Annotated in this window: 12 protein-coding genes and 1 pseudogene; all 13 read right to left on the bottom strand. The window is 53.5% G+C overall.

Going from position 1 to position 16116, the window contains the following annotated elements:
- A pseudogene (locus tag NT073_RS31825) lies at positions 1-157 on the bottom strand (NAD-dependent epimerase); the annotation flags it as partial.
- A gap of 632 nt (positions 158-789) precedes the next feature.
- A complete protein-coding gene (locus NT073_RS31820) occupies positions 790-4728 on the bottom strand; it encodes a PA14 domain-containing protein (protein WP_297382145.1) in 3939 nt (1312 codons plus the stop codon).
- 68 nt (positions 4729-4796) lie between these two features.
- Entirely contained in the window at positions 4797-6068 is a 1272-nt protein-coding gene (locus NT073_RS31815) for a glycosyltransferase family 4 protein (RefSeq protein WP_297382144.1), read from the bottom strand.
- 98 nt (positions 6069-6166) lie between these two features.
- Entirely contained in the window at positions 6167-6577 is a 411-nt protein-coding gene (locus NT073_RS31810) for a hypothetical protein (RefSeq protein ID WP_297382143.1), read from the bottom strand.
- Between the two features lie 14 nt (positions 6578-6591).
- The gene (locus NT073_RS31805; RefSeq protein WP_297382141.1) at positions 6592-7461 is read right to left on the bottom strand and encodes a glycosyltransferase family 2 protein; all 870 of its coding nucleotides are present in this window, start codon (positions 7459-7461) and stop codon (positions 6592-6594) included.
- Positions 7462-7498: 37 nt separating this feature from the next.
- Positions 7499-8047, bottom strand: coding sequence for a DapH/DapD/GlmU-related protein (locus NT073_RS31800; protein WP_297382139.1), 549 nt, complete (start codon positions 8045-8047; stop codon positions 7499-7501).
- A gap of 28 nt (positions 8048-8075) precedes the next feature.
- Positions 8076-9278, bottom strand: a complete 1203-nt coding sequence (locus NT073_RS31795) for a glycosyltransferase (protein ID WP_297382137.1) — start codon at positions 9276-9278, stop codon at positions 8076-8078.
- 33 nt (positions 9279-9311) lie between these two features.
- Positions 9312-9977, bottom strand: coding sequence for an acyltransferase (locus NT073_RS31790; RefSeq protein WP_297382135.1), 666 nt, complete (start codon positions 9975-9977; stop codon positions 9312-9314).
- A gap of 1 nt (position 9978) precedes the next feature.
- Positions 9979-11124, bottom strand: coding sequence for a glycosyltransferase (locus NT073_RS31785; protein WP_297382133.1), 1146 nt, complete (start codon positions 11122-11124; stop codon positions 9979-9981).
- Between the two features lie 11 nt (positions 11125-11135).
- Complete coding sequence (locus tag NT073_RS31780) at positions 11136-12512, bottom strand: hypothetical protein (RefSeq protein WP_297382131.1); 1377 nt, start codon at positions 12510-12512, stop codon at positions 11136-11138.
- Between the two features lie 16 nt (positions 12513-12528).
- Positions 12529-13815, bottom strand: coding sequence for a glycosyltransferase (locus NT073_RS31775; protein WP_297382129.1), 1287 nt, complete (start codon positions 13813-13815; stop codon positions 12529-12531).
- A gap of 32 nt (positions 13816-13847) precedes the next feature.
- Positions 13848-14786 carry a glycosyltransferase family 2 protein gene (locus NT073_RS31770; RefSeq protein ID WP_297382128.1) on the bottom strand — a complete coding sequence of 313 codons (939 nt, stop codon included), beginning with the start codon at positions 14784-14786 and terminating at the stop codon, positions 13848-13850.
- A gap of 54 nt (positions 14787-14840) precedes the next feature.
- On the bottom strand, positions 14841-16010 hold the full coding sequence (locus tag NT073_RS31765; RefSeq protein WP_297382126.1) for an acyltransferase family protein: 1170 nt from the start codon (positions 16008-16010) through the stop codon (positions 14841-14843).
- Between the last annotated feature and the right edge of the window lie 106 nt (positions 16011-16116).

Genomic DNA, 16116 nt, shown 5'->3' with positions numbered 1-16116 from the left:
GTCGGTTGCGGTTCCACTCGGTGGAGCCGTCGGTGCCGAAGAAGTACTGGCGCATGTTGTTGTCGATGCCGATGATGAGGTCGAATTTGTCGGCGAAGAAGGCGACGGCTTCACTGCCAATCAACCCGGCCGATCCTGTAATTACTGCAATTTTCATAGCTGTATTCTTTTGTTTGACTTTGTGAAATTGAAATGGATGGATCAACGCCACTGCGCGCTAACTGATCCTGTTCTGGCTTTTCAAAACCGGCATTGGCTGGCTGTGAACAGGCCGGATGTAATGGCAGTGCATCTGCGATTGAGTACTCGTGTTGTCTTGACGAACCAACGGTAACAATCTATCTTCTTCATATTAACTCGGCGTTATTCTGACTTAATATATAGGAGATGTAGCCTAGTTTGGATCAACGAATGCCGCGACCGCTTATGTAAAAAATTTGACTGCCGACAGGCTATTCAATTATAATTATGTCCGTATAATCTCATTGCCTTATTTTTTGCGCCATGTTGCAACACGCTAATGAGGTTCAGATTATACTTGTAGTGACTGCATTCTATTTGACACCATCGAAATCTTGACTCAGTGAAAAAATCAAAATTTCCGAATTTCATTCCTGGCCCCTGGACTGTTGTTGCGGTCATAAGTATGGGTCTGTTTTTTTTATTCCTCTGGCTGCTTACCAGACTGTAATCGTAATCACCTACAGCTATTTAGTTAATTGAATAGTTGAAAGGTAATTGGTTATGGGTACTATTGGTCAGTAGCTTTTTGGGCGGAAAACGTACTGATTACCGTATGAAGCGCGTCGATACGCTTGTTTGATTCTTTTGAAACTGTAGTACGTAAGTCCCCTTTACAAAGGTGGTGACATCGACTGCCGAATTTGACGTCCCCGTTGCCGGAACCCAACTCGTTATTTCCTTGCCATCCGGAGCGAATACCCGAAGTCGGCAATCGCCCTCAACGATGGGGTGATTAATGTAAAGAATGCCCTGCGTTGGGTTTGGGTAGACGCTGAATTTGATATCTGCTGATGCCGTGAAGGCCGGACTGTTAACAACTTCGCCCCCCGGTGCATCTAACTTAAATTTCCAGTACCCCTCAGGGCGTGTCTGATTTCCTACGTTAATTACCCTGGTGTAGGGAAGATAAGGCCCGCCATTTTCGCTTACCAGAATTCTGTATTGTACGGATGGGGTCGTCGCTGCGAGGGTATTGGCCTCATCGTCGGCATTCAGTAATACAACCGATGGCGAGTTATTGGCGTAAAAACGCATCTGTTCGATATCAACAACCCGGTTGACATTGTACCCATTTCCCCAAAAATAGATTCGGAGGGTTCTGGGCTTGTGCCAGTTGGCCGCCGGGTCCAGAACGGATGCGCTCACGGCATTATAGGGGCCGTATTTAATAACGGCGGTGCCATTTACCATCGTTATGTCGAGGGGTTGGGCACTGTTGAAAATCGGTGAGATTACATTGTTGTAGTCGCCCTGCGCAATGATTTTATCGTTGCCGTAAATTCTGCCAATGGGAGTAGGGTTCATGGTAACCTGGCAGTTTATGCGGGAGATGACCTTATCGGCGTCGTCGAGTAGTTCGATGTAGCTGCCACCGTTACGATTGCGGCCTTCATCAATGCTGAAAAAATTCCCTTCCTGATTTATGACCCCCTGCAATCGCCAGCTTGTACTCAGATTGGTGCTGCTGCCCAGGCTGCGGGTAATGGTGTAATTGCCACTATTCTGTCTGAAACAAATGAAAAGGTCTGGTGACGTAAACCGGTCGTATTTTTTAATGGTTGTACGGGCGGTCCAGAATTTGGCGTTCGGGTCGGAGTAATCTTCCTGCGCCGGACTTCGTTTCCAGCCATACAGGTCGTTCGTCAGAATACTGCTTGCCGTAAGGCCTTCCAGTAAGTCGATACCGTGAGTCGTATCCGTTTCAACGGGTGGGTAAAGGTATTTCGAGGGAATAATTTCTTTCGACTGGCTTTTGCTCGACCACGAAAATATGGCTCCACTACCGCCATATGACTCCAGACGAACCATGTATTGTTTGTGAGCATCTAGCGAAATACTGCCGTTGTACTCCGTCGACCCATTGGTAGTAGGCTGGTCGATCAACAACTTATTGTCGATCCAGAGCCGCACGCCTTTGGTGGCGTTCACGTAAAACGTGTACTGTTCCGAATACTGGGGAGTAACGAAGCCGCTCCATCGTACGGAGAAACTCGGTAAAGCCGATAGCCTTGCGCCAATGGGGCTCTCAGACCAGGTTACGTTGACCAGCTTATCGACCTGAATGAGCCGGGCGTTGGCGTTATTGAGGTCTACTCCTTCCGCGTATGTTCCAAGCAGGCCATTGGGCCGCGTTCGCGTGAGCGAAACCGGTATCGACTGTTGCTGAATCGTTTCCAGACCTGTCACTTTCCAGCGATGCACACCACTATGGCCTGCTTCTTCAGCATGCCAGATGTATATAGAGCCGTCAGACCCGGCAACTGCAGTGCCATAGAGCACGTTACCCGCCATGCCCGGAAAAGCGGCCTGACCGTTGGCTTCGGTTCCAAGTACGCCAAACTGACCAACAAACAGTCCGTTTTCATACACATGGTTCCATTTGTTGGTCTGGCTGTTTTTCCAGAATTCGCCGTGGTAAGACCAGAAAATATGCCGTCCGCTCACGGTTACATCGCCCCCGCCATACTCAACGCTGTTGCCCACATCGTAGGCTCCGTCGGGCGGGAAGTTGCCGGTATAATCTTCCGTAGTGGCATAGGCCGTTTTCCAGGCCCAGTTGGTAGTTCCGGGTTTGATACCTCCCAGATGAAAGCCGAATCCGTTCGATTTGTCGGCACTTACCTTGTTTTTATTGAACGACACCACCGTGCCGTTAGCGGTGGTCAATCCGGGACGCATACTGCCATAGCCGGTGAAATCGATGGGGTCTGTAGCGCTGATAACCGGGATACTGGCGGTACGGAGGGCGGGCGACCAGAGTGGGTTATTCTGCGGATCGAAACCCGCCAGCAACTTCTTTTGCCACCGGATGTTGCCACCCACTCCACTGGGCTGGCTGATGGTCTGGTTCAGCGAACCATCGGGTGCCAGGTAATACTGGGCATCGTCGAAAGTGATTCCTGTAAAGCGAACGGGGCCGCTTTTAGGTAGTTCGACCAGACTCCATTTTTTTGTTTTTGTCTGCTTCAGCAACCCGTAGGTCCGGTTGTTGCTAAGAGTCGTTACCGATTTGAACACATCGGTGATGAAGGTGTGATTGATATTCTGCTCGTCAAAATAGTCGCCCGGTATCGACGCCCGCCAGTTTTTAACCAGCGTCCAGGCGAAGGCCAGCGGTTTGGCATAGTCGACATCGAATTCGAGGTATTGGCAAAACACCCGCCGGGGGTTGTTCTGGTCGACTCCCGAGCTGTAGGAGTGCTGCATGTACTGAATCCGATCGATGAAGGTGCGGCTGGCCGAATAGTGCTGCGCCCGGTAGTTGCCCGAATCGCCCACCCAGAACGACCCATCAGCCTGAAAGGCCACGAACGTATCGTTGATCGTTCCGCTTATGTCCGAAAAGTAGAACTTATCGTTGCTCACTGTGGGGTCGGTTGCATACCCGCCCGGCTGACCCAGCGTCCAGCTCGATACACCACTTACGTTGTTATACGCTTTTAGTTGCTGGCTTTCTCCACCATCGGCCACGAGCACGGTGCCGTTGTCGGGCGATACGGCCAGCGCCATCGGGCGTTCCAGACCCGTCAGGGAAACCTTAGTCTCGGTCAGATTTCCATCGGTCTCCACGATGTATTTGCGTACCGTTACGCCGTTGATGACCCACAGCTGGTCCTGCCCGTCTACGGCCAGCCCGGCCGCATCGTTGAAAAAGAGCGTTTGGACCAGCGCACCGGTTGTTTTGTTATAAACCCGAATCTGGTGCTTTGCCTTATGCGACACGAACAGGTAGCTGCCGTTTTTCTGGACGGCAAGGCCCGTAATGGTGCCATTGGTTTCGCGGATTACGTCCAGGCAGGAGGCATACGTTTTGCCAAGGGTCGTTTTGAGCGAAATGCCTCTGGGAAAAAGCTTCTCTTTGTCGTCGCTGGTGTTGGTGCCATAAATAAACCAGCTGTTGCCGTTGCCGGGGCCATCGTATCCTGCCCAGTAGACGGTAGTGCCATCGGTAGCCGTAAACAACGTGGCCTGTGCTGTCTCGCCTTTTGGCGAAAACTCGATCCTCGACTGCGGATTATCGATGGTAAATTTGGCCTGTGAGGGATGCCCTTCGGCATAACCCACGCCAAAGTACGCGTTGGTGCCGCTGATGGCCATACTCTGCATCCTCAGAAAAGCCCGGTGCGTGTTGTTGCCCTTACTAATTCCGAAGGATGAGTTGCCGATAACGCCCTCCCAGGTGTAGTTTACGTTGTTCGATAGTACCCGTATGTCGTAGCTGCCTTCGGCCATAAGCCGACCTTCATCGTCGAGGCCGTCCCAGGTCTGCTGATGAGAACCCGCGGGGTAGTCGACCCCGCTCCAGAGGGTCCGGAGCAGTACGCTATCCTTGGAGAACACACCCGCACTGGTCCGGGCCGCCGTTTTCAGGGTAAACGAGAAAGGAATTCTGTCTTTGGGCTGAGCCGCTGCCAGCAGCGGCAACAGAACAAAAAGAACCAGACTTACCCGCAGGAGTACTATTGCCTTACTCGTTTTTAACATACCCATATACTAATCCCTACAATCATTAAACGACCACCATACAAACCTGTTGGTGTACTGTACTTTTCTTACTGGTTAACAACCTCGGCTTCCTGGATAGCAGGTACAGACTCGTCCGACAGTACCCGTGCAATGTTAGACAGCACCACTTCCCGGCCAAACTGCACAACGAATTTCTCGGCTTCCGACTTATAGTCTTCAATAACCGGATCGTTGGTAATTACCATCTCGATGTACTTTTTCAGCGTAGCCATATCGCCATAATCGCTGACCAGCGCGATGTCGTTCTTCTTCGTTGTTTTGTAAAGCTCCGATTTGGCGTCGGCGTTAACGATCAGCAACTGCCGCATGGCCATGATTCCTAACAGTTTCGACGGGAAGTAGATATCAAACGGTACTTTCACCTGCGAGATGAAGACCGCATCTACATCGGCCAGAAACTCAAGGTATTCGGAGGAATTCAGAAACGGCATAAACAGCACATTCCGAATCGACTTCTCGGCTGCGTAGGCCTTCAGGCGCTCCAGATCGGCTCCTTCGCCAATGATCAGGAACTGTACATCTGGCACGTGCGCAAATTCGACGGCGGTATCAAGCAAAATATCCAGCCCCTGTTTCTTACCGACGTTACCGGCATAGCCAATGAGTTTGGTCGATGGCGAGAAGTTGAACTTCTTGCGGAACAGCCCGGCTTCTGGTTTTACGAAGGTTTTTTCGTCGTTGTGCGTCCAGTTTGGCCAGAAAAGGATTTTGTTTTCCGGCAGCTTTTTCCGGTCCCGCAGCAGATCGAGCATACTGCCCGAGATACTGGACACGTAATCAGCTTTTTTGTAGCTCCATAACTCCAGAGCATTGATGATCTTCAGCATAGCCGATCCTTTCAGCATACCCAGCGAGTAAGCCGCTTCTACCTGAAAATCCTGCACATTGATAACCAGTTTCCGGCGCCAGAACAGATTCATGAAAGCCGCCAGAACGCCCAGCAGAACGGGCGTGGTGAAAACCACAATAACATCCGGCCGTTTCACCCGGAACGAGTTGATCATGGCAAAAAAGGTTAGCGATACTTCGTGCATGATTCGCTGAAAAGCCGACGGGTTATGCGGAACGTATAAGTACCCCCGGTGAACCGTGACGTTGTCGATCACTTCCGTAGCGAACAGCTTGCCTTCGTCCTCTTTGCGTTTCTGCCATTGCGGATAAAAAGGAAAACCAGTGATGACATCGACGTCGTAGCCGTTCTCGGCGCAGTAAAACGCGTAATCGGAGGCATAAATAGAAATGCCGCTATGATCGGGAGCGAACGTCTGACTGTAGATAAGAACCCGTTGTTTAGCCATGAGTCAGTATATGAGTTGTTGAGAGTCGTTTGTGAAAAATGTCCGGCTATGCCTATACTGCATGGCGGGTGTTGTTGGAACAACCGGTGTCTGGTTGTTCAGAAAAGAGATTTGATCTCGCGGCCTGCCAATATCAGGGCCGTAGTCAACACGATGCCGGCCGCTGCACCCGCTGCCCCCCAGCCAATATCGCCCCAGTCGAAGTGGCGGAGAGGAAGCAGTAACTGACCCGCTTCGGCCAGCGTAACAATGCCCACCAGCCCCAGCCATGCGGCCAGCCACATGGGCCAGGTGCGGTTTGTACTGACGAGCCAGATGGCCGAAAGACCACCGAGGAAAATGAACGGGATGGCCGTCCGGATGTTCATGTTGGCGTCGTCGTCTGCCCATTTGGTTACCCAGATCGGCAGGTAATTGGATAATTCAAGTCGGGGCTGTGGTAACCAGCTGAACAGGAAAACAACGATTAACCCAATTGCTAAGAGACTATAGAAGATGGTTGATCGCATGAATACTTGATTGGTTACTCACTGGCCACCAGCACGGGCGGCTGCGTCTTAACGCTGGCTTGTTTTTTTATCAGCTCCTTGGTCCTCAAAACGATAAAGTATTCGTAAATGGCCTGCAAGGTCGAGTAGGTAACTCCCGCGCTACCATCGAGGAAGGCCCGGCGCAGAACCACCATATACAGCCATTTGATAATTGGCCGACCGGGCATCTGGTAAAACAGCCCTTTCTGGTGGAATCGTTTCTCGGTGAAATCCTTACCGAAAAGCGCTTTCTGTACCGAAAAGGACGTTTGCCCGTTCATGTTAGCGAGGTGAGTAGCCGCTTCCATATCGGCATAGCCCAGATGCCGCTGCCACCAGAACCGGAACCCCTTGCTGAACGGGTAATGATCCAGAAAACCGGTTAGCCGACCCGTGGGGCCATCGGGCAGCGATACCGGGTTGACCAGCCGTTCGTAGCGCATCTTGTTGGGACGGAAGAGACGCAGGTAATAGGGCGACATCTGCGCGTGTTTCAGCCAGGTGCCATCCCAGGCAAAATCCCGGCGTTGTATTTCGAAGGCCACGGCATCCGTCCGGGTCGTGTCAAACGCTTTCAGCGCGGCCAGCAAACTGTCTGACACCCGCTCATCGGCATCGATATAAAGCACCCAGGGGTATTTGAACGGAATGTTGGCCAGTCCCCAGTTCTGATGCGCCGACCAGTTGTCGAACTTTCGCTTGGTGATGGTCGCGTTAGCGGCCAGAGCGATGTCAGCAGTCCGGTCGTCGCTGAAGGAGTCGAATACGTGAATATCATCGCACCAGCTAGTAACCGATTTCAGGCATTCGGGTAAATCCTGCTCTTCATTCTTAGTGAGGATCAGTACGGAGATCGGGATCATAATATCGTTATCGTATGATGTGTCTGAATAAATGTGTTTATGCTTCCTGCATGATGCGTTCCTTAAGCGGCTTGCAGGGGTGACCGGCACAGATGGTCCAGGGCGGCATATTTTTGGTCACCACCGAGCGAGCCCCGACAACGCAGCCGTTGCCGATGGTGATGCCCGGATGGACAAAGGCTTCGGCCGCTACCCAGGCGTGGTCGCCAATCTCGATCGGCATCGCTACCAGCGGAGAGCCGGGCCGGGTGTAGTCGTGCGTACCGGCGCAGATATGTGCTCCCTGCGAGACCACCGCCCGCTGACCAAGGGTGATTTTGGCCAGTGAATACAGGATGGCGCCATCTGCCACGCCACATTCGTCGGCGAGGTCGAGGTTCCAGGGTGCCCAAATTTTTACGTTCGGATAAACATGAACGCCACGCCCAACTTTTGCCCCGAAACACCGGAGCACGAACGACCGCCAGCTATGAAACGGGCGGGGCGAGAGTCGGAAGAACAGGGCGGCAAAAACACCCCATATAACCCGGCCAATTCGGTTCTTTAGCGAAAACGAAGGCCCCGTGAATGTATCTTGATTAACCATTACCATACTCGTACGAAGTTTCTGTTTCTCAGGCGCTGATGGCCTGCGCCATACGCGCAGCCGCCGGGTTGATGTAGAAATATTCCTCAAATGCGTACCGGGCCTGCTTTTCCATCTTACGCTGCTCGGGCGGGGTCAGACTCAGCCAGTCCTTCAAAACCTGCCGGGTCCCTTCTACCGTGTTCGGGGCGACGAAGCCACCGGCTGCCGAGGCAATTTCCCGCCAGATGTTGACCTGATTCGAGATTAAAACCGGCTTGCCGCAGGCGAGGGCTTCTACCACCGCAATGCCGAAGTTTTCCTGATGGCTGGGTAGTACAAAGGCCTCGCAGCCGTAAAAAGCACCCCACTTGGCATTGCCCGTAAGCATACCCGGAAACACGACCTTGTCTTTGATGAGTGGGTTACCGGCTACCAGTTGCTGCATACTCGCGCCATAAGCCGTTTCCAGGCCTGGTCCGGCAACAACCAACTTCGGAACGGATACACTCGTATGCTGACTGGCCGATACAACGTCGGCATAAGCCTTAATGAGCAGATCGACGCCTTTTTTCATGTGTATCCGACTCAAAAACAACAGATAAGGCTGGTTGGTAACCTCGGGGCATTTTTCCAGGAAAGCGGCTTTCATGGCTGGTATAAATGCTGGTGAGCTATCGATACCATAGCCAACGTTGATTTCCTGGCTAGGCTGGTACGGCTTGAATGGCTTTCGGGCCTGAATCAGCTCTTCCTCGCAGGTAAACAGCATTCCGTCGGCTTCGTTGACGACTTTATCTTCGATCACCTTCCAGTAGAGCCAGTTCCGCAGGGCTTTCAGCTCCCGGCCTTTGGCTTCCTGAAACCAGGGGTCGAGCATACCGTGCGGCATGATAAACACTTTGGGCATTTTGCCCGCCGATGGCTGCTCTTTCTTTACCTGCTGGATGGCTTTCCGGGCCGCATAGCTGTGGTAAAGCCAAAGACCATGCACAATGACGGTATCGAAGCGGGTCAGGTTATCTACCAGCCAGGGGACAAGCCGGGCGCTGTACTGCCACGACCGGCCCGCCGGACCGAGCGCGTGAATCGGGAACGGGTAGTCAGACAAATACGGGGCATCCGGCGCATCAATGCTGGCTACCTCGTTATGAATACCCAGCTCGGTCAATCCATTAATTATCGTGCGTATAGCCTGACAAACGCCCCCGGTTGTGGGGTCCATTCCGGCAACTACATGTAAAACGTTCATTGGCTTGCGTTATCTGGCGTTTTGCCGGGTTTATTAAATGACAAAACCCTCAGTACGGGAAAAATATTTAGCCGTTTTGGGCACCGGTTGCAGGGCTTTGGCCGGTACACCGGCGTAAAGCATCCACGGGTCCTCAAACGCTTTATTAAGGAGAGATTTGGCCCCCAGCACCGAATGGTCCGGTAAGCGGGAGCCACCCAGTACCACCACGTTGGTGCCCACGAAGGTGTAGTCGCCAATGCTGATGGGTGTGCTGTCCTGTCGATTCTCCTCGACGTTTATCGAATGCGTCAGGAACTGGGAATTGTACCCGGCGATGGTCGAGAACTTTCCAATTTCCAGCCGGTTGGTACAGTCCAGATGGTGGTTTTTATTCACCGATGCCGATTCACCCAGCCATAACTCCGGTCGGCGTGTAGCTGCCTGATGGCGGAAATGAGCCGAGTCAGCATCTTTGGAAAAGCCGGTAATCCAGTTGCTGCGTCCGATGTACGCATCTTTTTCCATATCGATCCGGTCGAGGTTGACGGCTACGGTGAAATGATCGATTCGGGCGTTATCTTTCATGACGAGCCGGGTCGGAAAAATCCAGGCAAGGCCAATGTGCGCTGTCGGACTGATCTCAAAGCCGAACCACTTGTTGAGGGCGCGTCGGCGCAAGCTCCACGGAAGTAAAAATGTAATGAGTTTCCGAAACATATTAATGGACCGTAACCGGTGCCAGGGTGTGAATGTCGAGGTAAGCGTTCATGATGCGGTCCGACTCGAAGTTGGCCGCATTGTCAAAACCCCACCGGATAAATTCGGCGCGGGTCGTTTCATCTTGTAAAGCCAGCAGGGCTTCGGCAAAGGCCAGTGGTTCGGATGGACTGGCATACAGAGCCGCGCCACCACTTACTTCAGGCATCGGTTCGATGGTACTGGTAATCACCGGTGCGCCACAAGCCTGGGCTTCGATGAGCGGCCAGCCGAATCCTTCCGAGAACGACGGAAATACAAACGCCTGGCAAAGGCTGTAAAGCGCCACCAGTGTATCGTGATCAGGTTGGGTTACGGAAACAACCCGGTCAGCTAACCCGTACGAGTTGGCCAGCTGAGTCAACTCGTCTTCCAGCGCATGACCCGCGTAGCAGATCGTACCGGTCCACTGCCCCCCGGTTTTAGCTGCCATATCGAGCAGCATCCGGCGGTTTTTCCGGGTCATGCCGGAGCCGACGTGCAGGATGAACGGCTCGGGTAAGCGGATGCCTTTTTGGTGCAGTAGTTCACGGGCTTCATCTTCGGGCATTGGCCGGAAGTGGCCGTTGAAGGCATTGTGAATCACGCGCCAGTCCTGCTGTGAAGTTGGATGGCCGGGGGCCAGCTCGGTCAACTGCTTCAGCGTAAGCTTGGATACCGTTGCCAGTATTTTGGCGCGTGACAAATGGCCAAGAATCCATTTCTGAAGGATTTTTCCGAACCCCGATGCCGGGCAATAGGCGTCATCGAAGCCCATTGCACCCCGAATAGCGAGTACGTCGTGGCAGGTAATGCCCGTACGCTTGTAGGGCAGATGCCCCAGGTAAGGCGCGTTGGAGTGATCGCAGATGTGGAACCGGACGGTATCGTAGCCCGTGCGCAACCGCCAGCGCAGCAGCAGCGGAAACAGCAGCCATTTGTCCAGGTAACCAAGCCATTTCCCCAGTCCGACGGTTGTGTTACTGGCTCCTTTGGCGAAGAAAACGACCGGACGCCATATTTCAGCGGTAACGCCCAGGTTCCGGAAGCCGGTCTGCATCATCTGCGCAAACCGCTCCATGCTCTCCTGTTTGTCGGGCAGGTAATTGCCAATTAAAATAATACGCATCGGTGTAGTCATTATTGTGTGTTGCCAGGGGCACTGGACCGGGCCTGATGCAGCGACGCCAGAAAAAGCCCGCCAATCATCGTACTAAAGCCCAGGGCCGTTGGTTGTGCCCACTGTGCCTGCGGTATCATCATCAGGATATAGCCGATCAGCACCCAGGGTAGAAAATCACCCGCAATCAGTCGTTTGTAACCGATCACCAGAAACTCAAGGCTGATGCTGACCCGTATCAGAATCAGGGAAAGTCCGAGCAAAGGGCCTAATTCCCCAATAACCCGGCCCCATTCGCCTTCCGAAATCAGGAAGGCCCGTGAACCACCGGTCAGCAGTGTGCTGCCTGCATTGGTTCCCATACCCTGTCCGTATCCCCAGAATGGCTGATCGAACGAGTCGTTCAGGGCACCCGTCAGGCCACCCAGCCACCGGTCGCCGAGGGAGCCTTTAAGACCGCCCTCTACATCACTGGCGCTGGTGAATCGGGAAACGAAGGCTTCGATGGGTGCCTGTAAAACCGGCAGCTGGCTTAGAATAGCCACCGCGATTAACGCGCCGACAACCAGCATAATCAGACGTCCGGCGTATTGAGGCTTGCGCAGAACGGCGATAGCCACAAACCCGAAGTCGATGGCGACGAACAGCAGCAGGCTTCGGCTGATGGAGAACGGTACGGCAGCCGCCACTCCCGCCGTAGCCGCGAGCAGAACCAGCCGGTTGATGCCCTCGGCATTGACCCAGAAGTAAAAGATGAAAATGCCCGCAAACCCGAAGAAGAGGTGAAGGCCGTTGGTAAATGAAAAGGTGCCCGGTGGCCGGAAATAGCCCATGGCTCCATCAAAACCAGCCCCCGCCATGTCGCCCCCAACGCCCCGGTTCACAAAGGCCGATTGAGGGCTGTAAAACTGGATGGCAATCAGCACAGACATGAACACCGAAATCAGTACGGTCATCTTACCGAGCTTGATCACGTCTTCGCGCTCAAAAATGGCCCCGATCACGAACATTAGCGGAAAATGGAACAGCACGATACGGGCACCGAACAGGGCCACCGTAAGGTTGCCGTGGCCCAGAAAAATGGCGGTATAGATACCCACCAGGCCAATAAAGACCATCCCGAGCATGTAGCCGTTTATGCGCAGCTGGCCGTTTCGCCAGGCACCGATAATCAGCATAAGCGCAATCGGGTCGCGCACCACGAGCAAGGGCGTTGCCAGACCCGGCAGGACCCACTTGCGTAAAGCGCCCTCCAGAATGAGCAGCCAGAAATAAAGCCAAATACCTCGCTTGAGCCAGCGGTTGGACTCCATCTGTTCAGGCATCGCCGGCCGATGGGAAGACAGATTTGCCTCCCATCCAGACTTCGCCGAAATTGGAAAATCAACAACAGACATTGCGTTCGGATTAAGATTAAGCGTTTGCCGCAACCTGCGGCTTACGTATTAGTTTGCTGTAAAAGTCATTGATCGAGTCAACGACCGTTGTGCCGTACCCGTCCCAGGTATAGGTCGATGCGTGAGCCTGGGCCTGCGTTCCCATTGTCGGGATCTGGTCGCGGTTGTCAAGAAACCAGGCCAGCTTTTCGGCGATGGCTTTCGGCGAACGAATGGGCACCAGAAAACCGGTTTCGCCTTCTTTAATTAAATCGGCACCACCCGTGTTGGGGGTAATGATGAGCGGCAATCCCTGGCTCATCGCTTCCTGCATCACCAGCGCCCGACCTTCTACAACGGAAGGCAGACAAAAGACGTCGCAGGAGCGCATCAGAGCAAGTACCTGATCGTGCGGGCGGCCGGGCTCGTAAATGAATCCGGCGTATTGAGAGCGGTAAAATTCCATCGGACTCAGCAGCGACCCCATTACCACCAGTTCCAGATCGGGATGGTTGAGGAGTTTAACCGCTTCGAACAAGTCGCCCAGGCCCTTTCGTTGCCCCATCGAACCGGCAAACAGCACGCGCAACGGCCGACGACCGTTTGCATCGTTTGCCTTGGGCTGATTGGCAGCGGGCAGCACCGGCGATCCGAAAGGGGCCATGATGGTCTGCTTATCGGCGGCCCATGCAGGGATGGAGTCCATGACGAACCGGCCCGGTCCGACTACGATATCGGCCAGTTCGAGTTCGCGGGTTTTGCGTTCCAGCTTGGCTTCCGAATCCTGAATGCCACCACCCAGGGTAGGGGCCCAGGCGGGCATGCGGTCGGCTTCTTCGAGCATCAGGCTGCGGCCGGTTTCCCAGTAGGCAATTGGCAGATCGTAGACGCACGTCAGGTTCAGTTTTCGGGCCTGCCGAAACGTTTCCAGTGCGCCATCTTCATACGCATACACCGCATTGACCGCCTGGCTGGTGGCCAGTTTGGCCAGCCGCTGAGCCGTAAGCCGGTCGAAATCCTGATACACCGCGTCGATACTGGCCCAGCCCTGCTCATGCCGGACCAACTGATTCAGGCCCAGTTTTGGAAAGGCCATGCGGGCAACTTCCCGGAGCGGGTGAGTCTGGATCTGTGATTGTGGTGCAGGAAACGTTCGGCGTAGAAGTTCGCTTCGCACGCTGCCCGGCAAGAGCTTCAGCCAGCCCGCATCGGGATTGGTGGCCAGGGTGGTGTTGAATTCCGCCAGGGCGTTCGCCTTCACCAACGCGCTCAGAACAGCGCGTACGTTGGCATTGCCGGTAGGATGCGAAAGCAAAATTTTCATACGATTTCTTTCTTGATTGAGGACCGATTTGATCAGGCCCGGAATAATTTCTTCGGTTCGAAATAAAACAGGATGTACAGCACCCGTTTTATCCCCTGCAACGACAGGATACGCTTTCTGTACCACTCGCTGAACAGAATCTCGACGGCTTTGCCGCGTTTGCCGAGGTTGACTGCTTCGGTTATGGCAATGGGTGCCCGCTCGTATAAGCGTTTGGCCCGTACTTCTTCGGAGAAAGGGCTGTTGGGCTTGCTGTTGCTCAGAATATGGTAGGCCTGGTAGGCACAGTCGCTGGTTTTGGAGTGGGAGATCGACCCGGCCGACAAACGGTACTTGCCCAGAAACTTGTTGACGAAGTACATTTTGTAGCCCGCCAGCCCCAGCCGGTAGCCAAACTCATAATCGCAGGCGTCACCGGCGTCGGTATTCCACTGCATTTTCTTGATGATATCGGCCTTGATCAGGTAGCCGTTGTTCGGAAACTGCTGGCAGAGGGCCGACTCGAAGGGGGATAACGCAGTCCCCTCAAATTTCTCGATCCGGTAAAAGTCCTGATTAAACGTAATAGACGACTCCGGGTCAATTTCGCCGGTATCGGTAATGATGTACTGTTTGCCAAACGCCACACTCACCGACGGGTCACGCTCGAAGACGTTCACCAGGGTTTCCAATGATTCGGGCATCAGCAAATCGTCGTCGTGCAGAATCATCACTTTATCGCCTTTGGCTTCGTCGAAAAGCATGTTCACATTCCGGGCCTGCTTCAGCGACGGCTTGTTGTGGATGTAGCGAATGGTTATCGGCGATTCTTTCTTTAGTTCGTCAACTACCTGAGCCGTCACCTCATCGGGTGAGTCGTCGCCGATGACCAGCTCGTAAGGCGGATACGTCTGCGCCAGACACGACTTAACGGCTTCCACGAGGAGATCGGGCCTTTTATAGGTCGGAATTAAGATCGAAACTTTAGTCATTGGTTTTAATTTTTTATCACCTGGATACGCAGATACGTTAATCCGGCAGGCAAATCAATTATCGTGTTCAGACTGTGCGCTGACGGCCGGTTTTCCGACCGTATTAAATACGAGCACTTTAGCCCGATGGGCAGACGGGGTAATCTTTATCGTCAGCTGTTTTACTTTGTTCAGCAGAAACGTAAAGAGCCGATCCCACAGGAATCTCTGCTTATCCATCAGCACACCCAACACTGCCGAAACAAGGGTGACAACGACAATCGCCTGCCACATGTCGGTCAGGCTTCCCGGCTGATAGCCCCTAACGGCCCGCCACAGAATGAGTAGCGGATGGTGCAGCACATACAGCGGGAACGTCATGTTGGCTATATCCCGGAACCGCTCGATCCAGCGATTGGGCCGGGCGGGTGCCTGGGCAACGGTGGGCAGGAGCCAGAGCGAGAAAGCAAAAATCAGCCCCGAAATCCAGTCGGTAATGAACTGGTTGGCGTAGTAAAGCGGACTTCTGCCGAGCTGGTACGGAATAGCGGGCAACGAGAGCACAGACACCACTACCACGCCAAACAGCAAAAGGATCAGGGCAAATAGTTTGTTGGACGTGCTAACAGGCCCCCGGTATTTGTAAGCCGCAACACCGGCCAGCCAGATGGGCATCATGCACAGGATCTTAGGACCGGCTACCATGCAAATCAGCAGGAACGGCAGGTAGGATTTGTATCCTCCTTTAGCATAAAACCAGGCTCCAAAAATGGCATAATACCAGAACTCGTAACTCAGCGACCACAGTGGCCGGTTAATGGGCGGGGTAGCCGACAGAAACCAGATTTCGTTCAGAAATGTGCCGCTGAGCAGGTATCGTGGCCAAGCCGCGCCCCGCGTATATTCGGCCATCAGTGCCGGGTCTGCCTTCGAAACGATGAGGCTGGCAACGATGGTTATTAACAGAGTAGGAACCAGCACCGAATACAGTCGGCTCAGCCGTGCTTTGGCGTACTGAAATTCGCCCCGGTTGTTGTTGGTCGTCGTGTAGGCGATAACATAGCCCGACAGCACAAAAAAGATAACGACGGCCCCGTGTGCTAACGATTTGAGCAGGGCTGTTTCAACCCCATACCACTGGTCGTGCGCGTGTACATACAGGACAACGAGGGCGGCAAGTAAGCGGGCGGCATCCAGATAAACACTTGATACCGGTGAAATTATACGGATAGATTTTCCAGGCATTAGGGTACTCATTTAGTGTTGGATAATTACTCAATGTGCAGCTTTTACGTGGGGTAAACTGCTTATGTATAGTGAATTGCCTGTCTGATCTATTCGAATAAATAGC

Origin of the sequence: Spirosoma sp. (assembly GCF_026391055.1) — a bacterium.
GTDB lineage: Bacteria > Bacteroidota > Bacteroidia > Cytophagales > Spirosomataceae > Spirosoma.
Note: the sequence above shows the minus strand (reverse complement) of the source record. Positions and strands in the feature narration are given on the sequence as shown.

Bases quoted from the DNA above. Each gene is read 5' to 3' on its own strand.
- NT073_RS31775 (WP_297382129.1), bottom strand. From the start codon at position 13,815: ATGAAAATTTTGCTTTCGCATCCTACCGGCAATGCCAACGTACGCGCT.
- NT073_RS31805 (WP_297382141.1), bottom strand. From the start codon at position 7,461: ATGATCCCGATCTCCGTACTGATCCTCACTAAGAATGAAGAGCAGGAT.
- NT073_RS31790 (WP_297382135.1), bottom strand. From the start codon at position 9,977: ATGTTTCGGAAACTCATTACATTTTTACTTCCGTGGAGCTTGCGCCGA.
- NT073_RS31765 (WP_297382126.1), bottom strand. From the start codon at position 16,010: ATGCCTGGAAAATCTATCCGTATAATTTCACCGGTATCAAGTGTTTAT.
- NT073_RS31785 (WP_297382133.1), bottom strand. From the start codon at position 11,124: ATGCGTATTATTTTAATTGGCAATTACCTGCCCGACAAACAGGAGAGC.
- NT073_RS31800 (WP_297382139.1), bottom strand. From the start codon at position 8,047: ATGGTTAATCAAGATACATTCACGGGGCCTTCGTTTTCGCTAAAGAAC.
- NT073_RS31780 (WP_297382131.1), bottom strand. From the start codon at position 12,512: ATGTCTGTTGTTGATTTTCCAATTTCGGCGAAGTCTGGATGGGAGGCA.
- NT073_RS31820 (WP_297382145.1), bottom strand. From the start codon at position 4,728: ATGTTAAAAACGAGTAAGGCAATAGTACTCCTGCGGGTAAGTCTGGTT.
- NT073_RS31770 (WP_297382128.1), bottom strand. From the start codon at position 14,786: ATGACTAAAGTTTCGATCTTAATTCCGACCTATAAAAGGCCCGATCTC.
- NT073_RS31810 (WP_297382143.1), bottom strand. From the start codon at position 6,577: ATGCGATCAACCATCTTCTATAGTCTCTTAGCAATTGGGTTAATCGTT.
- NT073_RS31795 (WP_297382137.1), bottom strand. From the start codon at position 9,278: ATGAACGTTTTACATGTAGTTGCCGGAATGGACCCCACAACCGGGGGC.
- NT073_RS31815 (WP_297382144.1), bottom strand. From the start codon at position 6,068: ATGGCTAAACAACGGGTTCTTATCTACAGTCAGACGTTCGCTCCCGAT.